The organism is Burkholderia diffusa (genome assembly GCF_001718315.1).
GTDB lineage: Bacteria > Pseudomonadota > Gammaproteobacteria > Burkholderiales > Burkholderiaceae > Burkholderia > Burkholderia diffusa_B.
Genome location: NZ_CP013362.1, coordinates 1,650,447 through 1,674,348 on the forward strand (window position 1 = coordinate 1,650,447; position 23,902 = coordinate 1,674,348).

General features: G+C 65.8%; 17 protein-coding genes. 15 read left to right on the forward strand and 2 right to left on the reverse strand.

The annotated features are described in order from the left end of the window. Positions 1 to 12 precede the first annotated feature (12 nt). The 10 genes from WI26_RS07685 (at position 13) to WI26_RS07730 (ending at position 14,088) form a co-directional block, all read left to right on the forward strand. Positions 13 to 1,044, forward strand: a complete 1,032-nt coding sequence (locus WI26_RS07685; protein WP_059537352.1) for a LacI family DNA-binding transcriptional regulator — start codon at positions 13 to 15, stop codon at positions 1,042 to 1,044. Further along, positions 1,041 to 1,970, forward strand: a complete 930-nt coding sequence (rbsK, locus tag WI26_RS07690; RefSeq protein WP_059467552.1) for a ribokinase — start codon at positions 1,041 to 1,043, stop codon at positions 1,968 to 1,970. The genes WI26_RS07685 and rbsK overlap by 4 nt, the downstream gene beginning before the upstream one ends. 492 nt (positions 1,971 to 2,462) lie before the next feature. After that, positions 2,463 to 4,223: a methyl-accepting chemotaxis protein gene (locus tag WI26_RS07695; protein ID WP_069226370.1), complete on the forward strand. Its 1,761-nt coding sequence runs from the start codon at positions 2,463 to 2,465 to the stop codon at positions 4,221 to 4,223. A gap of 508 nt (positions 4,224 to 4,731) precedes the next feature. Next, on the forward strand, positions 4,732 to 6,654 hold the full coding sequence (locus tag WI26_RS07700) for a PrkA family serine protein kinase (protein ID WP_059449648.1): 1,923 nt from the start codon (positions 4,732 to 4,734) through the stop codon (positions 6,652 to 6,654). A 125-nt stretch (positions 6,655 to 6,779) separates the two neighbouring features. Then, positions 6,780 to 8,048 (forward strand): YeaH/YhbH family protein, encoded by a 1,269-nt coding sequence (locus tag WI26_RS07705; protein ID WP_059449649.1) that lies wholly within the window; start codon positions 6,780 to 6,782, stop codon positions 8,046 to 8,048. Continuing rightward, positions 8,045 to 9,724 carry a SpoVR family protein gene (locus tag WI26_RS07710; protein WP_069225647.1) on the forward strand — a complete coding sequence of 560 codons (1,680 nt, stop codon included), beginning with the start codon at positions 8,045 to 8,047 and terminating at the stop codon, positions 9,722 to 9,724. Before WI26_RS07705 ends, WI26_RS07710 begins: the two co-directional genes overlap by 4 nt. Before the next feature lie 236 nt (positions 9,725 to 9,960). After that, positions 9,961 to 11,265, forward strand: coding sequence for an MFS family transporter (locus WI26_RS07715; RefSeq protein ID WP_069225648.1), 1,305 nt, complete (start codon positions 9,961 to 9,963; stop codon positions 11,263 to 11,265). Between the two features lie 453 nt (positions 11,266 to 11,718). After that, the gene (locus WI26_RS07720) at positions 11,719 to 12,534 is read left to right on the forward strand and encodes an ABC transporter substrate-binding protein (RefSeq protein ID WP_069226371.1); all 816 of its coding nucleotides are present in this window, start codon (positions 11,719 to 11,721) and stop codon (positions 12,532 to 12,534) included. A 106-nt stretch (positions 12,535 to 12,640) separates the two neighbouring features. Further along, a complete protein-coding gene (locus WI26_RS07725; protein ID WP_069225649.1) occupies positions 12,641 to 13,363 on the forward strand; it encodes an amino acid ABC transporter permease in 723 nt (240 codons plus the stop codon). 2 nt (positions 13,364 to 13,365) lie between these two features. Further along, positions 13,366 to 14,088, forward strand: coding sequence for an amino acid ABC transporter permease (locus WI26_RS07730; RefSeq protein WP_059914094.1), 723 nt, complete (start codon positions 13,366 to 13,368; stop codon positions 14,086 to 14,088). Positions 14,089 to 14,236: 148 nt separating this feature from the next. Here the strand turns inward: WI26_RS07730 and WI26_RS07735 are convergent, their stop codons facing one another. Together WI26_RS07735 and WI26_RS07740 are read right to left on the reverse strand one after the other, a co-directional pair. Further along, positions 14,237 to 15,514 (reverse strand): M23 family metallopeptidase, encoded by a 1,278-nt coding sequence (locus tag WI26_RS07735; RefSeq protein WP_059537359.1) that lies wholly within the window; start codon positions 15,512 to 15,514, stop codon positions 14,237 to 14,239. Positions 15,515 to 15,843: 329 nt separating this feature from the next. Further along, positions 15,844 to 16,491, reverse strand: a complete 648-nt coding sequence (locus WI26_RS07740) for a TetR family transcriptional regulator (protein WP_069225650.1) — start codon at positions 16,489 to 16,491, stop codon at positions 15,844 to 15,846. Between the two features lie 150 nt (positions 16,492 to 16,641). Here WI26_RS07740 and WI26_RS07745 point away from each other — a divergent pair, with 150 nt between their 5' ends. The 5 genes from WI26_RS07745 to WI26_RS07760 all read left to right on the forward strand — a co-directional run bounded on the left by WI26_RS07745 (position 16,642) and on the right by WI26_RS07760 (position 23,784). Next, a complete protein-coding gene (locus tag WI26_RS07745) occupies positions 16,642 to 17,829 on the forward strand; it encodes a MexX/AxyX family multidrug efflux RND transporter periplasmic adaptor subunit (protein ID WP_069225651.1) in 1,188 nt (395 codons plus the stop codon). A 19-nt stretch (positions 17,830 to 17,848) separates the two neighbouring features. Beyond that, a complete protein-coding gene (locus tag WI26_RS07750; RefSeq protein ID WP_059467544.1) occupies positions 17,849 to 20,986 on the forward strand; it encodes a multidrug efflux RND transporter permease subunit in 3,138 nt (1,045 codons plus the stop codon). Continuing rightward, positions 20,983 to 22,449, forward strand: coding sequence for an efflux transporter outer membrane subunit (locus tag WI26_RS07755; RefSeq protein WP_069225652.1), 1,467 nt, complete (start codon positions 20,983 to 20,985; stop codon positions 22,447 to 22,449). Before WI26_RS07750 ends, WI26_RS07755 begins: the two co-directional genes overlap by 4 nt. Before the next feature lie 96 nt (positions 22,450 to 22,545). Beyond that, entirely contained in the window at positions 22,546 to 23,025 is a 480-nt protein-coding gene (locus tag WI26_RS32170) for a hypothetical protein (RefSeq protein WP_155768746.1), read from the forward strand. A 246-nt stretch (positions 23,026 to 23,271) separates the two neighbouring features. Continuing rightward, entirely contained in the window at positions 23,272 to 23,784 is a 513-nt protein-coding gene (locus WI26_RS07760; RefSeq protein ID WP_059467541.1) for a fimbrial protein, read from the forward strand. Positions 23,785 to 23,902 lie beyond the last annotated feature (118 nt).

The following is a 23,902-nucleotide window of genomic DNA, read 5'->3' on the forward strand; positions in this document are numbered from 1 at the left end:
GAGAAACGGGAAATGGCGACGATCAAGGATGTGGCGGCCATGGCGGGCGTGTCGTTTACGACCGTCTCGCACGTGGTGAACAATTCGCGGCCGGTGTCCGCGGATGTGCGTGCGAAGGTCGAGGGCGCGATCCGCGAGCTGAATTACGTGCCATCGGCCGTGGCGCGCTCGCTGAAGGCGCGCGCGACGGCGACCATCGGCCTCGTCGTGCCGAACAGCACGAATCCGTACTTCGCGGAGCTTGCGCGCGGCATCGAGGACCAGTGCGCGGCCAACGGCTATTGCGTGTTCTTCTGCAACTCGGACGACGACCCCGTGAAGCAGCGCAACTACCTGCGCGTGCTGCAGGAAAAGCGCATCGATGGGCTGATCGTCGCGTCGGCCGGCGAGGATACGGTGCTCGCGCAGACGCTTGCGGACGCGCATGCGCCGCTCGTCGTCGTCGACCGCAATATCGAGGGGCTCGCGGCCGACCTCGTGCAGATCGACCACGAACGCGGCGCCTATCTGGCGACGCGTCACCTGCTCGAACTCGGGCATGCGAAGATCGGCTGCATCACCGGGCCGACCGACACGGCAGTCAGTGCGATGCGCGTGCACGGCTTCATCCGTGCGATGGCCGAGCGCGGGATCGACATCGTGCCGGGCGCGATCGCGGAAAGCGATTTTTCGTGCCTCGGCGGCTACCACGCGGCGTCGCGGCTGTTCGAGTCGGTGCATCCCAGCGCGATTTTCGCGGGCAACGACCTGATGGGCGTCGGCGCGCTGCGCGCGGCGGCCGAGCGCGGCATGCGCGTGCCGGACGACTGCTCGATCATCGGCTTCGACGACATCGAATTCTCCCGTTACACGTATCCGGCGCTGTCGACGGTCGGCCAGTCGGTGCGCGCGCTCGGCGAAATGGCCGCGCAAACGCTGATCGAGCGGATCGGCGGCGGTTCGACGGCCGCGCCGAGCCGTCGTCGCGTCGTGTCGCCGCGCCTCGTGCTGCGCGAATCGACCGCGGTCTACCGCGAGCCGGCCGCGCCGGGTGCTTGCGCATGACGGCGCGTGCGGTGGGCGCCGGCCGCGTGACGGTGGTCGGAAGCCTCAACATGGATCTCGTCGTACGGGCGCCGCGGCTGCCGTTGCCGGGCGAAACGCTCGCCGGCCATGCGTACGCGCAGGCCGCAGGCGGCAAGGGCGGCAACCAGGCCGTCGCGGCCGCGCGGCTCGGCGCGCAGGTCGCGATGATCGGCTGCGTTGGCGCGGATGCGCACGGTATCGCGCTGCGGGCCGGCCTCGAGACCGAAGGCATCGACTGCTCGCGGCTCGCGACGAGCGCGACGGCGTCGACCGGTGTCGCGCTGATCGTCGTCGACGATGCGAGCCAGAACGCGATCGTGATCGTCGCAGGGAGCAATGGCGAAGTGACGGCCGAGATGGTTGCGCAGCACGAGGCTATTCTCGCCGCGACCGACGTGCTGATCTGCCAGCTCGAGACGCCGCCCGACGCCGTGTTCGCGGCGCTGTCGGCCGGGCGGCGGCTTGGCCGTACCGTGGTGCTCAATCCGGCGCCGGCCGTCGCGCCGCTGCCGGACGGCTGGCTGCCGCTGGTCGACTACCTGATTCCAAATGAAGTGGAAGCGGCGGCGCTGACCGGGCTGCCGGTGCGCAATCCGGCCGAGGCGGAAGCCGCGGCGCGTGCGCTGCACGCGGCCGGCGCGCGCAACGTGCTGATCACGCTCGGCGCGCGGGGCGTGTTCGCGCTGACGGCCGACGGCGCGGCGCGCCACTATCCGGCGCCCGTCGTCAAGGCCGTCGACACGACTGCGGCCGGCGATACCTTCATCGGCGGTTTCGCCGCGCGCCTTGCGGCAGGCGAAGCCGTCGACACGGCCATCCGCTTCGCGCAACGCGCGGCGGCGTTGTCGGTCACGCGCGCAGGCGCGCAACCGTCGATTCCCACCCTCGCCGAACTGGCCGAATAGGGCTAGAGCCCGTTCACCCTAATAACGGGCCGGTCCCACGAACGAATTTTTCAAAACACGGGAACGTGCGTCGCCGCCCGTATTGCAGCGTCGCGCGTCGCTTGTTCTCCAAGGGGACTTCCTGCGGGGCGTCTGGCTCGACCAAACGGCGCTCCTTGCTTCTTGCGCTACGACCGGCAACGCACGTTCGCAAGCCCGCTATTAGCGTGAACAGGCCCTGGGTAGCGTATCTCGGCCGGCGCGTGCTACAGCAGGCGGCCGGCCATCTTCCTCCAATTGCCTCGCCGTGCTGCTCGCCACGCGCTGTCGCGTGGCGGCCCGCAATGCTTCGCCCCTATTATTCATCAATATGTAATGAACCAAGGAATTGATGAAAAAAATGACGCCAATGGCATCAAGTTGTGCAACAACCGGTCGTAAATGCACAGGGCGAAACACTGTTTCGAAAAACGGGCCTCGGCCCGTTCATGATGACGCAATACGGGAAGGATGATGGTGATCGGAAACCTGACGATACGTGCACGCATCGGTTTGACGATGGCGTTTCTCGCGGTCCTGCTGGGGGTGATCGGCGTGCTGGGCGTGTACGGGATGACGCGCTCGAACGACGCGACGCGCGAGATTTTCACGAACCAGATGCCGAGCGCGGTCGATGTGGCCGCTGCCGAAATGTACGCGGCGCGTGAGCGCCTGGCGCTCGATCGCGCCGCGTTGCTGGCGGGGACACCCGAATCGGCTGTCGCAGTGGAGCGTAGCCGCGCGATGCGCGCGCAGTCCGATTCGTGGTGGAAAAAGTACCTCGCGCTGCCGCGCGATGCGGAGGAGGACCGACTCGCGCAGGACGTCGCCGCGAAGCGGCAGGCGCTACAGCGCGGGTGCGACACGTTCGGAGGCCTTGTCGTGACAGGCGATCGCGACCGGATCGGCGAAGGCGCCAAGCAGATCCAGGTGCTTTACAACGATCTCGCGGTGGCGAGCGAGGCGCTGCGCAGTTTCCAGTTCACCGCCGCGCAGGCGGGCTTCGATCAGTCGGAATCGACGTTCGACACGTTGCGCGTGCTGTCGATCGTTCTGCTGTTGGCTGGTCTGGTCGCTGCGGTGCTGTCGTGGCTGACGCTCAGCCGTGCGATCGGCCGTCCGCTCGCGGACGCGCTCGCGCATTTCGACGCGATCGCCGCCGGCGACCTGCGCCGCTCGATCGTGGTGCAGCGGCGCGACGAAATGGGCCAGCTCCTCGACGGTCTCGCGAAGATGCAACGCGGGCTGGTCGACACGGTGCGCACCGTGCGCGGCGGCAGTGAGTCGATCGCGACCGCGGCCCGACAGATCGCCGCCGGCAACATCGACCTGTCGTCGCGCACGGAAGAGCAGGCGTCCGCGCTGCAGGAAACCGCATCGAGCATGGAGCAGCTGACCGGCACGGTGAAGCAGAACGCGGACAATGCGCGGCAGGCAAGCTCGCTGGCCGCCAACGCGTCGGAAATTGCAAACAAGGGCAACACGGTGGTCGGCCAGGTGGTTGGCACGATGGGTGAGATCAACGCCAGCTCGGCGAAGATCGCGGACATCATCGCAATCATCGAGGGAATCGCGTTCCAGACCAACATCCTGGCGCTGAACGCGGCCGTCGAAGCCGCGCGTGCCGGCGAGGAAGGCCGCGGCTTCGCGGTCGTCGCGGGCGAGGTGCGCAGCCTCGCGCAGCGTTCGTCGAGCGCGGCCAAGGAGATCAAGGCGCTGATCGACGCGTCGGTGGAGCGCATCCGGACGGGCTCGACGCTGGTCGACGAAGCCGGCCGCACGATGAGCGACGTGATCAGTGCGGTGCAGCGCGTGACGGACATCATGGGCGAGATCGCGGCGGCATCCGAGGAGCAGAGCGGCGGCATCGATCAGGTCGCGCGTGCGGTCGCGCAGATGGACGAGGTCACGCAGCAGAATGCCGCGCTCGTCGAGGAAGCGGCGGCGGCCGCGCAATCGCTCGATGAGCAGGCTGCGCGCCTGCGCGAAACGGCGTCGGTGTTCCGGATCGACGACGACGCGGCGGGGCCGGCAGCCACCTCGGTGCGTCAAGCGCCGCGCGCGGTGGCCGCCCCGGCTGTCGTGCCGGTTTCGCCGCCCGCTCCCGCCGGGGCGCGCAACGATCGCGACGCTGCGCCGAAGCGCGCCGCGCCGGCACGCAAGCCGGCGGCCGCGGCCGCCGTACCCGCACCGGCGCTTGCGTCTGCCGGCGCCGACGACTGGGAAACGTTCTGAGTCGCGCACGCCGCGCATCTATCCCCATTTGGCAGCACACGACGCCCGCGACATGCGGGCGTTGTCGTTTCGGCGACCGACGGAATGTGACAGCGCGCGTGAACGTTCGTGCATCGCCGCGCGTTGGATGTGCACATCGGTGCTACGGGTATCTCCGGACGATGCGAGAAAAATTTGTAACGGTGCGCGCGGCGTGTCGTCGAAAACGTCTGCTCGAACGTCTACGGATGAAGGGGAGAGTGAAGGGTGCGGCGCAACGCGCGGAGGTATCCAACGCACGAGACGTTCCGATGCTCGACGAGACGCGGCGGATGCAATTTCTGCGGCTCGGGAGATCGATTGTAAAGCGTCGAAATGCGTTGTCCAAGCGGTGTTGTCGAGAATGACGAACTTCATACGAAGAGTTCGTGAAAAAAAATAAGAAAGGGTTTAGGATGAATTCGAACGCGCTTGCTTCTGTGCAGTCATAGAAGGCAGGTGCGTCTTCAGACTCAGGCGAGGAGGTAGCATGGATATTTACAGCAGCTTCGCGAACCGCTTCGAAAAAACGCGAGAGGAAGAGTTCTCGCTGGAGGAGTACCTCGCGCTCTGCAAGAACGATCCGTCAGCGTACGCCACGGCAGGCGAACGCATGCTGGCTGCAATCGGGGAACCAGAACAAATCGATACCCGCAACGACCCGCGCCTGTCGCGGATCTTCGCGAACAAGGTTATCAAGGTTTATCCCGCGTTCCGTGAGTTCTACGGAATGGAGGAAGTGATCGAGCAGGTGGTCGCGTACTTCCGCCACGCTGCGCAAGGGCTCGAAGAGAAGAAGCAGATCCTCTACCTGCTCGGGCCGGTGGGCGGCGGCAAGTCGTCGATCGCCGAGCGCCTGAAGCAACTGATGGAGCGCGTGCCGTTCTATGCGCTCAAGGGTTCGCCCGTCAACGAATCGCCGCTCGGGCTGTTCGACTACGACGAAGACGGCCCGATCCTCGAAGAGCAATACGGCATTCCGCGCCGCTACCTGAAGAGCATCCTGAGTCCGTGGGCCGTCAAGCGCCTGCACGAATACAACGGTGACATCCGCCAGTTCCGCGTGGTGCGCCGCTATCCGTCGATCCTTCGGCAGATCGGCATCGCGAAGACGGAGCCTGGCGACGAGAACAACCAGGACATCTCGTCGCTCGTCGGCAAGGTCGACATCCGCAAGCTCGAACAGTACGCGCAGGACGATGCCGATGCGTACAGCTACTCGGGCGGCCTGTGTCTCGCGAACCAGGGGCTGCTCGAATTCGTCGAAATGTTCAAGGCGCCGATCAAGGTGCTGCACCCGCTGTTGACCGCGACGCAGGAAGGCAACTTCAAGGGTACCGAAGGATTCGGCGCGATTCCGTTCGACGGGGTGATCCTCGCGCACTCGAACGAGTCGGAGTGGAAGGCATTCCGCAACAACCGCAATAACGAGGCACTGCTCGACCGTATCTTCGTCGTGAAGGTGCCGTACTGCCTGCGCGTGTCGGAAGAAATCAAGATCTACGAGAAGCTGATCCGCAATTCGTCGCTCGCCGAGGCCGTGTGCGCGCCGGGCACGCTGAAGATGATGTCGCAGTTCTCGGTGCTGTCGCGTCTGCACGAGCCGGAGAATTCGAGCCTGTTCTCGAAGATGCAGGTGTACGACGGCGAAAACCTGAAGGACACCGATCCGAAGGCGAAGTCGTACCAGGAGTATCGCGACTACGCGGGTGTGGACGAAGGGATGACGGGCGTGTCGACACGCTTCGCGTTCAAGATCCTGTCGCGCGTATTCAACTTCGATACGAGCGAGGTCGCGGCGAACCCCGTGCATCTGATGTACGTGCTCGAGCAGCAGATCGAACGCGAGCAGTTTCCGCCGGAGACGGAGCAGAAGTACCTGTCGTTCGTGAAGGACGTCCTGGCGTCGCGCTACGCGGAGTTCATCGGCAAGGAGATCCAGACGGCGTATCTCGAGTCGTATTCGGAGTACGGGCAGAACATCTTCGATCGCTACGTCACGTATGCGGACTTCTGGATCCAGGATCAGGAATTCCGCGATCACGACACGGGCGAGAGCTTCGATCGCGCGGCGCTGAATGCGGAACTCGAGAAGATCGAGAAGCCCGCCGGAATCAGCAATCCGAAGGATTTCCGCAACGAGATCGTGAACTTCGTGTTGCGCGCGCGGGCGGCGAACGCCGGGAAGAACCCCGTGTGGACGAGCTACGAGAAGTTGCGCGTCGTGATCGAGAAGAAGATGTTCTCGAATACCGAGGAACTGTTACCGGTCATTTCGTTCAACGCGAAGGGTTCGGCGGAGGAGCAACGCAAGCATGAGGACTTTGTGAACCGGATGGTCGCGAAGGGCTATACGCCGAAGCAGGTGAGGCTGCTTTGCGACTGGTACCTGCGCGTGCGCAAGTCGTCATGACGCGCGCGGTACCGCGCCCGTACGGCGAGTCCGTACGGGCACTTTCAGAGGCGCCGCCCGCATGACGGCACACGGCATGCGCGGCGAGTGCCCCGGCAGATCGACTTTCGAGCGGGAGACCGGGAGTGCTTCATCAAATCATCGACCGCAGGCTGGCCGGCAAGAACAAGAGCATCGCCAACCGCGAACGCTTTCTGCGTCGCGTCAAGAACTACATTCGTCGTGCCGTGTCCGATGCGGTGCGCGACCGTAGCATCAAGGATATCCAGAGCACGCAAAGCATCACGATTCCGCGCAAGGACATCGCCGAGCCGAATTTCCGGCACGCGCCTGGCGGGCGCCGTGAATACGTGCACCCGGGCAACGAAGACTACGTGCGCGGCGACAAGATCCCGCGCCCGCAGGGCGGCTCGGGTGGCGGCGGCAGTCAGGCAAGCAACGAGGGCGAAGGGCAGGACGACTTCGTGTTCGAGTTGTCGCGCGACGAATTCATGCAGTATTTCTTCGACGATCTCGAACTGCCGCGCCTCGTGAAGACGCACCTGTTGACGGTGCCGAGCTGGAAGAACGTGCGCGCGGGCTGGTCGGCGGAAGGCACGCCGAACAACATCGACGTCGTGCGCTCGCTGCGCAGCGCGCTCGGCCGGCGCATCGCGCTTGGCTCGCCGCTCGTCAACGAGCTGCGCGAACTCGAAGCGCAACTCGAGGCGTTGAAGAGCGATCCGGAAGACCGCCGCGCGGAAATCGCGACGCTCGAGGCCGAGATTCATCATCTGAAAGGGCGCATCTGGCGGATCCCGTTCATCGATCCGTTCGACCTGCGCTACATCAATCGCGTAAAGCAGCCTCAGCCGTCCAGCCAGGCCGTGATGTTCTGCCTGATGGACGTATCGGGCTCGATGGACGAGCAGCGCAAGGATCTCGCGAAGCGCTTCTTCATCCTCCTGTACCTGTTTCTGAAGCGCAACTACGAGCGCATCGAGGTGGTGTTCATTCGCCATCACACGCGCGCGGAGGAAGTCGACGAGGACACCTTCTTCCATTCGACCGAAAGCGGCGGCACCGTCGTGTCGAGCGCGCTCGAACTGATGCGCAAGGTGATGAACGAGCGCTATTCGCCGACGGAATGGAACATCTACGGCGCGCAGGCGTCCGACGGCGACAACTGGACCGACGATTCGCCGAAGTGTCGCAAAATCCTGGAAGAGGATATCCTCACCAAGACGCGTTACTTCGCGTATATCCAGGTCGCGCCCGAAGAGCAGAACCTGTGGCTTGAATACGCGCAGCTCGCGCTGTCGCAACCGCATCTCGCGATGAAGAAAGTCGAATCGGCTGCTGATATTTACCCGGTGTTTCGCGAATTGTTCGAAAAGCAGGTGGAAATGTCATGACGACCCGCCATCTGCACAACGAATCGCGCGGCTACGCGCCGCGCCCCTCCGGCGACACCACCGCCGGCCCTGCCGCATCGCAGCAAAGCGGCCGGACCGAGCCGGCGCCGCCGGCCGCCGACTTGCCCGCTGGCGGGCAGAAGGAAGCGCGTATGAACGTTGCCGAACGCAAGCCGCTGCCGTGCCCGTCCGACTGGACGTTCGAACTGCTCGAGGAATACGACACGCACATCTCGCAGGTCGCGGAGCAATATGAGCTCGACATCTACCCGATCCAGCTCGAACTGATCAGCGCCGAGCAGATGATGGACGCGTACGCGTCGGTGGGGATGCCGGTCAACTATCGCCACTGGTCGTTCGGCAAGCACTTCCTCGCGACCGAGAAAAGCTATCGCCGCGGCCAGATGGGGCTTGCCTACGAGATCGTCATCAACTCGAACCCGTGCATCGCGTATCTGATGGAAGAGAACACGATGACGATGCAGGCGCTCGTCATCGCGCACGCGGCGTACGGGCACAACTCGTTCTTCAAGGGCAACTACCTGTTCCGGCTGTGGACCGACGCGCACGCGATCATCGACTATCTCGTGTATGCGAAGAACTACGTCGCCGAATGCGAGGAGCGCTACGGTCTCGATCGCGTCGAGGAATTGCTCGATTCGTGCCATGCGCTGATGAACTACGGCGTCGACCGCTACAAGCGGCCGCAGAAGCCGTCGCTGTCGAAGGAGGCCGCGCTGCGGCGCGAGCGCGAGGCGTATCTGCAGTCGCAGGTCAACGAGCTGTGGCGCACGCTGCCGGGCAAGAAGCCCGAGCAGATGGAGGAGCAGGAGGAACGCTATCCGCCGGAGCCGCAGGAGAACCTGCTGTATTTCGCGGAGAAGAACGCGCCGCTGCTCGAGCCGTGGGAGCGCGAAGTGATCCGCATCGTGCGCAAGATCGGCCAGTACTTCTATCCGCAGCGGCAGACGCAGGTGATGAACGAAGGCTGGGCGACATTCTGGCACTACACGCTGCTCAATACGCTGTACAACCAGGGCAAGCTGGAAGACGGCTTCATGATGGAGTTCCTGCATTCGCACAGCAACGTGGTCTACCAGCCGCCCGTCACGAAGCCGTACTACAGCGGGATCAACCCGTATGCGCTCGGCTTTTCGATGATGAGCGACATTCGGCGGATCTGCGAGGCGCCGACCGAAGAGGACTACAAGTGGTTTCCGGAGATCGCGGGCACCCCGTGGCTGCCGGCGATGCACTACGCGATGCGCAATTTCAAGGACGAGAGCTTCATCGCGCAGTATCTGTCGCCGAATCTGATCCGCGAGATGCGCCTGTTCTCCGTGCTCGACGACGACATGCGCGATTCGCTCGAGGTATCGGCGATCCACGACGAGTCCGGCTACCAGTACGTGCGGCAGGCGCTGTCACGGCAGTACGACATACATCACCGCGAGCCGAACATCCAGGTATGGGCGGTGAACACGCGCGGCGACCGCAGCCTCACGCTGCGCCACTTCATGACCGACAACCGCCATCTGTCGAACGACAGCGAGGAGGTGCTCAAGCACATGGCGCGGCTCTGGCAGTTCGACGTGTTCCTGGAAAGCGTCGACGAGGCCGGTACCGTGCGCAAACGCTACGAGTGCCGCTACGTGCCGCCGGAGGTGCGGGTCTAAGCATCGACCACCGGGAAAAGTTTGCATCGGACGCCAGCCTCGCGGCTGGCGTTTTCATATGACGAACGCGCGGCAAGAGAAAATTTTTCTACATCCGGACGAACCCGGAAAGCCTCTTACTTTACATTTCGCTAAAATCCCGTAGCGCCGTGCGCCGGAACCGGTGCCACGTGCGACCGCACGCGGCGGCCCGCAGCCGTCTCGCCCAGAAAGCACTAAAAGGAACAGACCAACCCATGGACGTCCAGACCGACCAAGCTGCGCTGTCCGCGCATGACACCCGGCGACGCGTGTTCGCCATCGTCGGCGCCTCGTCGGGCAACCTTGTCGAGTGGTTCGACTTCTACATCTACTCGTTCTGCGCGCTGTACTTCGCACCGGCGTTCTTCCCGAGCGGCAACACGACGACGCAGCTGCTGAACACGGCCGGCGTGTTCGCGGCCGGCTTCCTGATGCGTCCGATCGGCGGCTGGCTGTTCGGCCGCATCGCCGACCGTCATGGCCGCCGCACGGCGATGATGATCTCGGTGCTGATGATGTGCGGCGGCTCGCTCGTGATCGCGGTGCTGCCGACCTATGCGCAGATCGGCGCGCTCGCGCCGGCGCTGCTGCTGGTCGCGCGTCTGTTCCAGGGCCTGTCGGTGGGCGGCGAATACGGGACGAGCGCGACCTACATGAGTGAGGTCGCGCTCAAGGGCCGGCGCGGCTTCTTCGCGTCGTTCCAGTACGTGACGCTGATCGGCGGCCAGCTGTGCGCGCTGCTGGTGCTGGTGATCCTGCAGCAGGCGCTGTCGAACGACGAACTGAAGGCGTGGGGCTGGCGCATTCCGTTCGTCTGCGGCGCGGCGGCCGCGCTGATCTCGCTGTACCTGCGCAAATCGCTCGACGAGACGTCGACGAGCGCATCGCGCGACAAGAAGGATGCGGGCACGATCCGCGGCGTGTGGCAGCACAAGGGCGCGTTCTTCACGGTGGTCGGCTTCACTGCCGGCGGCTCGCTGATCTTCTATACGTTCACCACGTACATGCAGAAGTACCTGGTGAACACGGCCGGCATGCATGCGAAGACGGCCAGCAACGTGATGACCGTCGCGCTGCTCGTCTACATGCTGATGCAGCCGGTGTTTGGCGCGCTGTCCGACAAGATCGGCCGCCGCACGTCGATGATCCTGTTCGGCGCGTTCGCGGTGATCGGCACCGTGCCGTTGATGCACGCGCTGAAAACCGTGACGAGCCCGACGGCCGCGTTCGTGCTGATCACGATCGCGCTCGCGATCGTCAGCTTCTACACGTCGATCAGCGGCCTCATCAAGGCAGAGATGTTCCCGCCCGAAGTGCGCGCGATGGGCGTCGGCCTGTCGTATGCGGTCGCGAACGCGATCTTCGGCGGCTCGGCCGAGTATGTCGCACTGTGGTTCAAGTCGGTCGGCAGCGAGGAAACCTTCTACTGGTACGTGACGGTGCTGTGCGCGATCTCGCTGATCGTGTCGTGGCGGATGCGCGATCCGAGCAAGGAAGGGTATCTGCGTCACGAACCGTGATCGCGGGGCAGCCTCACGACGCTGCCCGCACCGACCGGCAACATGCAGGAGGACGGCGCTCCGCCACGCAGGCGGCGCGCCGTTTTTTCATGCGCGGCGTTATCGGTGGACGCGTGCAAGCTCATCGCGGGACGCGCGATATCGATATCGGAATCGCTTCGTTGTCCGCCACGGGCGATGCTTTTATTCTGAACCCGTAGTTCGTGTGACACCTCCTTGACTGGGATTCGCGCCCGCTGCGTGCAGCGGGCGTTTTTTTTGAAGCATGCCGTCGCGCCCGCCGTCTGCGAGCATCATCACGAAACCCGCAGAGCAAAGCAGCAATTGTTGGTTCGGAATCGCCGCACGCGCTGATACGTTAGCGGCTTCGCGACGACACACAGCGTCGCGATGTTCCTCGAACCGGCCGCCGCGCGATCCGCGGCGGCCTTGATAACAAATCAGGTCGTGCTCATGAAAATCCACACTCTCGCCATGTGGCTCGTCGGGGTCGCGCTCGTCACTGCCGGCACGGTCGCGCACGCGGACCGCCTCGACGACATCAGGAAGGCCGGCGTGCTGCGCGTCGCGACCTTCGACAGCAACCCGCCGTTCGGTTATGTCGACGCCAAGAGCAATCACATCGTCGGCCTCGACGTCGACTATGCGAAGGCACTGGCTGACAAGCTCGGCGTGAAGCTGCAGCTGCAACCGACCAATCCCGCGAACCGCATTCCGTTCCTGACTTCCGGCAAGGTCGATCTGGTGCTCGCGAATTTCACGATCACCGACGAGCGCGCGAAGCAGGTCGACTTCAGCGTCCCGTATTTCTCGTCGGGCCAGCAGTTTCTCGCGAAGAAGGGCGTGCTGAAATCGGCCGACCAACTGAACGGCCTGCGCGTCGGCGCCGACAAGGGCACGACGAACGAGATCACGCTGCGCGAGAAATTCCCGAAGGCGACGATCGTCGCGTACGACGACACGCCGTTCGCGTTCGCCGCACTGCGCGCCGGCAACGTGCAGGCAATCACGCAGGACGGGCCGAAGCTGATCGGTCTGCTCGCGAACGTGCCCGACAAGCAGAACTACGAGATTCCGGCGTTCACGATCTCGAATGACTACATGGGCGTCGGCGTGCCGAAGGGCGAGGCGCGCCTGCTTGGCTTCGTCAACGACACGCTGAAGGGTCTCGAGGCGAGTGGCCGTGCGGGGCAGATCTATGACGCGTGGTTCGGGCCGACGACGAAGACGCCGCTCACACGCATCTTCCGCATCGGCGACAAGACCTGAGCCGCAGGCCACGTGCGCCGCGTTCCGCCGCCGGCCACGCCGGTGCGCACGGAGCGCGGCGCTTTCCGTTTCTTTTCGATCGCGCGCTCCGCGCCCGCACCAACGCATGCTCGGGTTGGCTCCCAAATATCTGTCCTGGCTCTGGCAGGGCTTCCTGCTGACGCTCGGCCTCGCGGCCGCGGCGGCGCTCGCCGCGACCGCCGGCGGGCTGCTGCTGGCCGTCATGGGGCATGCGCGCGGCACGGTGCCGCGCACGCTGGCGGCCGGTTACGTCGTCGCGTTCCGCAACACGCCGCTGCTCGTGCAGTTGTTGTTCTGGTATTTCGGCGTCGCGTCGTTGCTGCCCGATCCATGGGTCGCGTGGTTGAACGCGCGCCATCAACTGGGCACGGGCCTGTTCACGCTCGCGTGGCCGTCGTTCGAGTTCGTCGCGGGCTGGTTCGGGCTGAGCGCATACACGGCCGCGTTCGTCGCCGAGGAATGCGAGGCGGGACTGCGCGGCGTGCGCCGCGCGCAGCATGATGCGGCCGCGGCGCTCGGCCTCACGCCGATGCAATCGCTGCGCTACGTCGTACTGCCGCAGGCCGTGCGCATCGCGCTGCCGCCGTTGTTCGGCCAATACATGAATCTCGTGAAGAACTCGTCGCTCACGATGGCGATCGGCGTCGCCGAGCTGTCGTATGCGTCGCGGCAGGTCGAGACGGAGACGTTCAGGACCTTCGCCGCGTTCGGTGTCGCGACCGTGCTGTACATCGTCGCGGTGGCGGCGATCGAGGCCGGCGCATACGCGGCCGCGCAATGGCGCGACCGGCTCGGGGCGGGGCGCTGACGATGGACATCCCGCTGCTGCTCGACAACCTGCCGTATCTGCTCGTCGGTGCGTTCCCGGATGGCCCGCTTGGCGGCGCCGCGCTGTCGCTCGTGCTCGCGATCGCGTCGGCGCTCGCGTCCGCCGTGCTGGGCGTAGCGCTCGGTGTCGCGATGGCGCTCGCGCGCGGCCCGCTGCGCGTGCTGCTGCTCGGGTTCATCGGCTTCTTCCGAGCGATTCCGGTGCTGATGCTGATCTTCTGGACGTATTTCCTGATGCCGATGCTGCTGCACATGGACGTGCCGGGGCTCGCGACGGTCGTGTGCGCGCTGGCGCTGATCGGCGGCGCGTATCTCGCGCATGCGGTGCACGCGGGCATCGTCGCGGCCGGCGACGGGCAGTGGCAGGCAGGGCTGTCGCTCGGGCTCACGCGCTGGCAGACGGTGCGCTACGTGCTGCTGCCGCAGGCGATCCGGATCATGACGCCGTCGTTCGTCAACCAGTGGGTCGCGCTCGTGAAGGACACGTCGCTCGCGTATGTCGTCGGCGTGCCAGAACTGTCGTTCGTCGCGACGCAGGTGAACAACCGGCTGATGGTGTATCCGGCGCCGATCTTCCTGTTCGTCGCGGCGATCTATCTCGTGTTGTGCACGTCGCTCGACGGCGCGGCGCGCTGGCTGCTGTCGCGTCGCCCGCGTGCGGAGCGCATTGCGCAGGCGGCCGAGCGCACCGAGCCGGCGCGGTGACGGCGCGGACCGCGCGTCGCGTGCGAAACATGCGGCGCATTGCCGGTGATGAAGATCGGTCGCGTGCGGAAGTCCGCTGCGGGCCTCGTCGCCGCTGCTCGAGCGGCGACGGGCGTGACGAGGCGGTGGGCGCCTCGGTGCGTCGGCGTCAGGACGCGCTGTAGTGCGTATCGAACACCGCGCGCAGCGTCGACGGACCGGTCGCGAAGTCGCCCCAGAGCGGGCCGTCAGTCTGCGCGAATGCGAACGGCGTCGTACTGATCGACGCGAGGCGCAAGCGCCATTGCGCCGCTTCCTGGCGGAACGCGGTGAGCTGCATGTCGGACAGCCCCGTCTGCGCGCTCGCAAGCGTGACGAGCGGATCGACCGGATCGTTCGCGACGCGCACCTCGAAGTGCAGGTGCGGGCCGGTGGCGGCACCGGTCATCCCGACCGAGCCGAGGCGCTGCCCCTGCTTCACGGTTTCGCCGGTCTTGAGCCCGCGCGCGAATGCGGACAAATGCGCGTAGTAGGTCGAATAGCCGTCCGCGTGATCGACGATCACGTAGTGGCCATAGCCGCCCGGATCCGTGCCGACGAACGACACGACGCCGTCGGCCGCCGCATTGACGGGCGTGCCAGACGGCGCGGCGAGGTCGACGCCGGTATGGAACGCCATCGCCTGCGACAGCGGGTGGATGCGTTCGCCGAAGAACGAGCTGATGCGCGTCCATTTGACGGGCATCGTGAACGCGGCCGCTTCGAGCGGCGCGCCGTCGAGCGTGTAGTACGCGCCGTGGTCGGCGCCCGGCGCGTGGAACCAGATCGCGCCGAACGTGCGGCCCGCGACCCGCAGCTCGAGCGCGGTGAGGTGCGGCGTGCCGTTGTTGGTGTCGTACGCGAGGCGATAGTAGTCGCCGCGTTGTGCGCTGGCGCGCATCGCAACCTTGCCGGTGACGAGATCGCCGAGCTGGATGCGCACCTCGGGCGGCACGTCGAGACGGTTCAGCGTATCGGACAGCGTGAGCTCGATGTCGCCCGCGCGCATCCCGTGCTGCTGTTCGGGCGGTGCGAACTGGAACAGGCTCGTATAGCCGAGCATGTCGTTGCGGTGCGCACTGAGCGGCGCGAACAGGCCGGGCTGCAGGCTGCGCTCGCCATGTTCATTGAGTTCGTTGCGCTCGCCGATCGTGCGCGCGAGCTCGCTCGTCACGAAATGCTGCGCGGTGGGAAACGGCGTGTCGGACAGCACGCGCTGCGGCAGCGCGGCCGTGCCCGAATCGACAGCGCCGGGCAGTTGCGAGACGGCCGGCAGCGCGGCGGCGAGACCGAAGGCGGCGAGGGCGCCGAGCACGGCGGCGGGTACGAGCGCGCGCACGAGGCGCTGCGCGCGGCCGCGCGCGAAGGCATCAGGGGTAGCAGCAGGCTTGACCAAAGGTGTCCACATCCAGGAAAGCGGTTCAAAGAGGTGTGGGCGGGAGCCATCGGCGGCATGTCCGTCGGGTGGCGACGGGGCGGGCGACGGGCGTGCAACAAAACAGGCCCCGCCAGGGGCCTGTATCGTTTCCGTTCGACCCAACTCGCGGGCAGGCCCGCTTCGAACGGCGGCGTGAGCTTTCCGGGTCGCACCCGGATTATCACGAAGACGCTAAAGAAAGATGACAGCGTCAGTCTACCGATGTTCCGCGAAACGTTAAAAATTTTAAAGAGGGTCAGCTCATTCGTTTCACAGTGCGGTAAATCGGGTTAAATCAGCATTTATTGCGTGGCTTTTCGTCAAGCGGGCAATTTTTGCGCGCGCACGCGCAGCGCGGCAGACGTGCGCACTGCGTCGAAGCCGGCGTTGAGCATCGCTTCCGCGTCGTTCCACAGATTGCCGCGCAACCGGTTGGTCCAGATCATCGACGCGAACACGCCTTCGAGCAGCGACACGAGATAGACGGCCGCGAGATGCACGTCGAGGTCGGCGGCGAGTTCGCCCGCCGCGATCGCGCGGCGCAGCAGCGCCTTGGTGATGCGCAGCATCTGCAGCTCGAGCAGCATGCGGCGCCGCTGCAGCGCGCCGTTCTCCTCGCTTTGTTCGCACTTCGTATAGAGAATCACGAGCACGCGCTGCATTGCGCCCGGCTCGCCGCATTGCTGCAGGTAGTGCGACGCCGCGCGGCGCAGCGTGGCGAACGCGGGCAGTCCGTCGACCGCGTCGAAACCTTCCGAGGTGCGCGCGAACGCGCGATCGCACATGGCAAGACACACTTCCATCTTGTTGCGGTAGTGGCCGTATACGGCGCCCCGCGACATGCCGGCGGCCTCGGCGAGGTCCGCCATCGCGGTTTGCGCGACGCCTTTTTCGAGCAGGACGAGCTCGGCGGCGTCGAGGATCCGGTGCTTGATGGCGAGCGATTCTTCCCGGGTCTTGCGGGCCATGTGGTGAATTTCCTTACAGTTCGCTGTCGTTTAATTGAGACAGTATGGCGGCCGGATTTAAACCGCCTGTATTTAATCAGTCGTGACTGATTATAATCGGCCACCCTGAGCCGCCGCATTGTATCGGCGGCGAACGATCCGAGGTCATACATGAATAACAAACGCTCCCTGGGGCGCCGCCTTCGGCTGGCGCCGTTCGCGCTCGCGGCCATGCTGCTCGTGAGCGGATGCGGAAAGGGCGAACAAGACAAGGCGCCGGAGGCCGTTCAGCACGCGACGGTCGTGACGGTGCGTCCGACGGCCGTGCCGATGACCGTCGAATTGCCCGGCCGGCTCGACGCATATCGGCAAGCGGAAGTGCGCGCGCGGGTTGCGGGCATCGTCACCGCGCGGACTTACGAAGAAGGTCAGGAAGTGAAGCAGGGCGCGGTGCTGTTCCGCATCGACCCGGCACCGCTGAAGGCCGCACGCGACGCCGCACAGGGGGCGCTCGCGAAGGCGCAGGCCGCGGCACTCGCGGCGAGCGACAAGCGCCGCCGTTACGACGACCTAGTGCGCGACCGCGCGGTCAGCGAGCGCGATCACACGGAAGCCGTTGCCGACGATACGCAGGCGAAGGCCGGCGTCGCTTCGGCGAAGGCCGAACTCGCCCGGGCGCAACTGCAGCTCGACTATGCGACCGTCACCGCGCCGATTTCGGGCCGCGCACGGCGCGCGCTCGTCACCGAAGGCGCGCTCGTCGGCCAGGACCAGGCCACGCCGCTCACGACCGTCGAGCAGCTCGATCCGATCTACGTGAATTTCTCGCAGCCGGCGGCCGACGTCGATGCGTTGCGCCGCGCGGTGAAGAGCGGCCGCGCGACGGGCATCGCGCAGCACGACGTCACGGTGACGCTGCTGCGCGCCGACGGGACGGCGTATCCGCTCAAGGGGAAGCTGCTGTTCAGCGATCTCGCGGTCGACCCGACCACCGATACCGTCGCGATGCGCGCGCTGTTTCCGAATCCCGAGCGCGAACTGCTGCCGGGCGCGTACGTGCGGATCGCGCTCGACGCGGCCGTCGATCAGCGTGCGATCCTCGTGCCGCGCGATGCGTTGCTGCGCACGGCCGAGCGCACGTCGGTGCGCGTGGTCGACGCGAACGGCAAGGTGAAGGACGTCGAGGTCGTCGCCGACCGGATGAGCGGACGCGACTGGCGCATCACGCGCGGCCTCGCGGGCGGCGAGCGCGTGATCGTCGACAACGCCGCGCAGTTCGCGCCGGATACGGCCGTCAAGCCCGTCGAGCAGGCAACGCCGACGAAGGCCGCGTCGCAGGCGGCCGCCCGTCAAACCTGACCGGTTCACATAGACCAACATGGCACGTTTCTTCATCGATCGCCCCGTCTTCGCATGGGTGATCGCACTCTTCATCCTGCTCGGCGGTGCGTTCGCGATACGCGCGCTGCCCGTCGCGCAGTATCCGGACATCGCGCCACCCGTCGTCAGCATTTATGCGACGTACCCGGGCGCATCCGCGCAAGTCGTCGAGGAATCGGTGACCGCGCTGATCGAGCGCGAGATGAACGGCGCGCCGGGACTGCTGTATACGTCAGCGACGAGCAGCGCCGGCGCGGCGTCGCTGTACCTGACGTTCAAGCAGGGCGTCAACGCTGATCTCGCGGCCGTCGAAGTGCAGAACCGGCTGAAGACGGTCGAGGCGCGGCTGCCCGAGCCGGTGCGGCGCGACGGCATCCAGGTCGAGAAGGCCGCCGACAACATCCAGCTCGTCGTGTCGCTGACGTCGGACGACGGCCGGATGACCGACGTGCAGCTCGGCGAATACGCATCGGCGAACGTCGTGCAGGCGCTGCGCCGCGTCGACGGCGTCGGCCGCGTGCAGTTCTGGGGCGCCGAATATGCGATGCGGATCTGGCCCGACCCGGTGAAGATGGCCGGGCACGGCCTCACCGCGTCGGACATCTCGTCGGCCGTGCGTGCGCACAACGCGCGCGTGACGATCGGCGACATCGGGCGCAGCGCGGTGCCGGACACCGCGCCGATCGCCGCGACGGTGTTCGCCGACGCGCCGCTGAAGACGCCGGCCGATTTCGGCGCGATCGCGCTGCGCACGCTGCCGGACGGCTCCGCGCTCACCCTGCGCGACGTCGCGCGCATCGAGTTCGGCGGCAACGACTACAACTATCCGTCGTACGTGAACGGCAAGGTGGCGACCGGGATGGGCATCAAGCTCGCGCCGGGCTCGAACGCGGTGGCCACCGAGAAGCGCGTGCGCGCGACGATGGACGCACTGTCCGCGTACTTCCCGCCGGGTGTGAAATACCAGATTCCGTACGAGACGTCGTCGTTCGTGCGCGTGTCGATGAACAAGGTCGTCACGACATTGATCGAGGCCGGCGTGCTGGTGTTCCTCGTGATGTTCCTGTTCATGCAGAACCTGCGCGCGACGCTGATCCCGACGCTGGTCGTGCCGGTCGCGCTCGCGGGCACGTTCGGCGTGATGTATGCGGCCGGCTTCTCGATCAACGTGCTGACGATGTTCGGGATGGTGCTCGCGATCGGCATTCTGGTCGACGATGCGATCGTCGTCGTCGAGAACGTCGAGCGCTTGATGGTCGAGGAGGGACTCGGGCCGTACGACGCGACCGTGAAGGCGATGACGCAGATCAGCGGCGCGATCGTCGGCATCACGGTCGTGCTGACGTCGGTGTTCGTGCCGATGGCATTCTTCGGCGGCGCGGTGGGCAACATCTACCGGCAGTTCGCGCTCGCGCTCGCGGTATCGATCGGTTTCTCGGCGTTTCTCGCGCTGTCGCTGACGCCCGCGCTGTGCGCGACGCTGCTCAAGCCTGTGGCCGGCGACCATCACGAGAAGCGCGGCTTCTTCGGCTGGTTCAACCGCTTCGTCGCGCGTGCGACGCAGCGTTACGCGACGCGCGTCGGCGCGATGCTGAAGAAGCCGGTGCGCTGGCTCGTCGTATACGGCGCGCTGAGCGCGGCGGCCGCGCTGATGCTCACGCAACTGCCGACCGCGTTCCTGCCCGACGAGGACCAGGGCAACTTCATGGTGATGGTGATCCGGCCGCAAGGCACGCCGCTCGCGGAAACGATGCAGAGCGTGCGCGAGGTCGAGTCGTACATTCGTCGCGACGAACCGGCGGCGTACACGTTCGCGCTCGGCGGCTTCAACCTGTACGGCGAAGGACCGAACGGCGGGATGATCTTCGTCACCCTGAAGAACTGGAAGGAACGCAAGGCCGCGCGCGATCACGTGCAGGCGATCGTCGCGCGCATCAACGAGCGCTTCGCGGGTGCGGCGAACACCACGGTGTTCGCGATGAACTCGCCGGCGCTGCCCGATCTCGGCTCGACGAGCGGCTTCGACTTCCGGTTGCAGAACCGCAGCGGGCTCGACTACGCGGCGTTCAGCGCCGCGCGCGAGCAACTGCTCGCGGCGGGCGGCAAGGATCCGGCGCTCACCGACCTGATGTTCGCCGGCACGCAGGACGCACCGCAACTGAAGCTCGACATCGATCGCGCGAAGGCATCGGCGCTCGGTGTATCGATGGAAGAGATCAACACGACGCTCGCGGTGATGTTCGGCTCCGACTACATCGGCGATTTCATGCACGGCACGCAGGTGCGCCGCGTGATCGTGCAGGCCGACGGGCTGCACCGGCTCGATCCGGACGACGTGAAGAAGCTGCGCGTGCGCAACGCGCGCGGCGAGATGGTGCCGCTTGCGGCGTTCGCGACGCTGCACTGGACGCTGGGGCCGCCGCAGCTCACGCGCTACAACGGCTTTCCGTCGTTCACGATCAACGGCTCGGCCGCGCCGGGGCACAGCAGCGGCGAGGCGATGGCCGCGATCGAACGGCTCGCCGCGAAGCTGCCGGCCGGCATCGGCCATGCATGGTCGGGGCAGTCGTTCGAGGAGCGGCTGTCGGGCTCGCAGGCGCCGATGCTGTTCGCGTTGTCGGTGCTCGTCGTGTTCCTCGCGCTCGCGGCGCTGTACGAGAGCTGGTCGATCCCGTTCGCGGTGATGCTGGTCGTGCCGCTCGGCGTGATCGGCGCGGTGCTCGGCGTCACGCTGCGCGCGATGCCGAACGACATCTATTTCAAGGTGGGGCTGATCGCGACGATCGGGTTGTCCGCGAAGAACGCGATCCTGATCGTCGAAGTCGCGAAGGACCTGGTCGCGCAGCGCATGTCGCTCGTCGACGCCGCGCTGGAGGCCGCGCGCCTGCGGCTGCGGCCGATCGTGATGACGTCGCTCGCATTCGGCGTCGGCGTGCTGCCGCTCGCATTCGCATCGGGCGCTGCGTCCGGCGCGCAGATGGCGATCGGCACCGGCGTGCTCGGCGGCGTGATCACGGCGACGGTGCTCGCGGTGTTCCTCGTCCCGCTGTTTTTCGTGATCGTCGGCCGCCTGTTCGGCGTCGGCCCGCGCCGGCGAGGCGGCGTGCAGCCGGCCACGATGGAGGGTTCTCAATGACGTTTTACCTGAAGGCGTGCGCGCGGCCGCGGGCTCGGCTCGCGCTGACCGCCGCGCTTGCGTTCGCGCTTGCCGGGTGCTCGCTCGCCCCGCGTTACGAGCGGCCGGCGGCGCCGGTGCCGGCCAGCTACACGCCAATCGATGGCGACACGCGGCAGGCGGTCGAGGCGGCCGCGTCCGCCGATGCCGCGCTGCTCGACGACTGGCGCGCGTATTTCACCGATCCGGGGCTGCAGGCGTGGATCGACGCCGCGCTCGCGAACAACCGCGACCTGCGGATCGCGGCCGGCCGGCTCGACGAAGCGCGTGCACTGTACGGCGTGCAGCGCGCGGACCTGATGCCGTCGGTCGACGCGAATCTCGGCTACGAGCGCACGCGCCAGTACGACCCGGTCGTGCGCGAGAGCGCCGTGAGCGGGCTGTATCGTGCGGGCGTGGGCATCAGCGCGTACGAGCTCGACCTGTTCGGCCGCGTGCGCAACCTGTCCGACGCGGCGCTCGCCGAGTATTTCGCGACGGCCGACGCGCAGCGCACGGTGCGGATCGGCGTGATCGCCGAAGTCGCCGGCGCGTACGTTTCCGAACGGTCGTTGCGCGAGCAACTGGCGCTCGCGCAGCGCACGCTCGACGCGCGCGAGCGCATCGCCGCGCTCACGCAGCGCCGCTACGCGGCCGGCACGAGCGACGCGATCGAGTTGCGCTCGGCCGAGATGCTGGTCGCGTCCGCGCGTGCGTCGCAGGCCGCGCTGCAGCGCGAACACGCGCAGTCGGTGCGCGCGCTGCAATTGCTCGCCGGCGATTTTGCACGCACCGTGCCGGCCGACGGCGCCGCGTTCGACACGCTCGCGATCGCGCCGGTGGCGCCCGGCGCGCCGAGCGAGTTGCTCGAACGGCGGCCGGACATCCGGCAGGCCGAGTCGCGGCTCAAGGCCGCGAACGCGCAGATCGGCGCCGCGCGCGCGGCGTTCTTTCCACGCATCGCGCTGACGACCGACTATGGCTCGGTCAGCGACGCGTTCTCGAGCCTGTTCGCGGGCGGCACGAGCGTGTGGACGTTCGCGCCGCGCATCACGCTGCCGATCTTCGCGGGCGGCCGCAATCGCGCGAATCTCGACGTCGCGAACGCACGCAAGCACATCGCGGTCGCCGAGTACGAGAAGACGGTGCAGACCGCATTCCGCGAAGTGGCCGACGCGTTCGCCGCGCGCGACTGGATCGATCGCCAGCTCGCCGCGCAGCAGGACGTCCATGCGGCCGACGGCGCGCGGCTGAAGCTCGCCGAGCGCCGCTATGCGGGCGGTGTCGCGACGTATCTCGAACTGCTCGATGCGCAGCGCAGCACGTACGAGTCGGGGCAGGAACTGATCCGGCTCAAGGAGCGCAGGCTCGCGAACGCAATTGCGCTATATCGCGCATTGGGCGGCGGTTGGGCGCCTGCATCGGCAGGGGCGGCTGCCGTGTGATTCCGTGGCCGTGCCGGGTGGCGAAGGCGCATGGCGAGGCGCCGTCGCTCCCGGTCGGCATTGCTTCTGTCGCGCATCGACAGAGATCGGCGGCGCGTGGATCCGCGCTCCGTCGTCAATGTTTTTCTCCTGGCTGTCGAACTGGAGGGCCACCCTCAGCTCGACACGCATCCCGGCCCTCGATCGTGCCGGACTTCCTTCTTTTCGATTCCGTTCAGTGCGTCGAAACGCCGCGCATGCATCGTCGCGAACGTGCGCCGAATGTGGCGGCGGCGCGCGATATTTAATCCGGAATTGACGAGTCGATTAATTCAGATATTGAGAGTAATGCGGGCGACAAAATGTCGCGGCGAAACGTTTGTGCTGATTGCGCAATCGTTTGCGCGAGAAATTCAGGCCGGCGAAAATCGGCCGTTAATTTCCTGTCAGTTGAAAATCGGCGATTGTTTTCGTTGTGGTCGGACAACGGTGGCGGTATTGGACAGAATTTTGTCTTTCCGAGGCGGTTATGTCGGAAAGCCTTGCGCAGCAAGGAAGCGCGGAGCTGTTGAAATTCCGGAAACGAAATTTCTTTAATTTTCAGTCAGTTCGATGGAATTAAAAAGGACTTCGGAATAAAGCATCCGAATTGAGAATTTCAGGGAAAGAGTGCATTGGGAAGTTCGTAAAACGAAGATTGTCATTGACGATTTAACAATGCTTTACAGAATTCTTTCACTCATATCTCGATAATGCCGCCTCGTGACGGACGGGAGCCAACCACACGCTGCCTTTTGTATCCGCCACGTCGTCCATTCCTTTGCAATTCACACGGAAAACGTCATGAAAAAATCTCTCCTGACCGCTGTCGCACTCGCAGCCCTGTCCACCTCGGCCTTCGCAGATGGCTCCGGCACGATCAACTTCACGGGCGAGATCGTCGCAGGCGCATGCGGCATCGATTCGGGCTCGGTCAACCAGACCGTGAACCTCGGCAAGGTGCCGACCCACACGTTCAAGCAGGCCGGCGACAAGTCCACGCCGACCAACTTCGACATCAAGCTGACCGACTGCGACACGAGCATCGCGCAGAACGCGTACTTCACGTTCACGGGCACGTCGAGCGCCGGCCAGCCCAAGCTGCTCGCCACGATCGGCTCGGCAACCAACGTCGGCATCCGCCTGCAGGCAGCGTCGGGTGAATACCTCGACAACGGCGCGGAGCAAAAGGCGCCGACCGTGCTGCAGAACGGCACGAACATCGCACGCTTCGCGGCCATGTACGAAGCGACGGCAGCCGGCGTGACGCCGGGTACCGCCGACGGCGTCGCGAACTTCACGGTTCGCTACCAGTAAGCGTCCGTAACGGAGAAGGGGTGTCCGCACCCTTTCTCCATCCTCGTTTCCTTCCCGTTTCTTCTTCCTCGGACTTTCGGTAGCGCCGCGTGCGAATCAGACATTCCTTCCTTTGCGT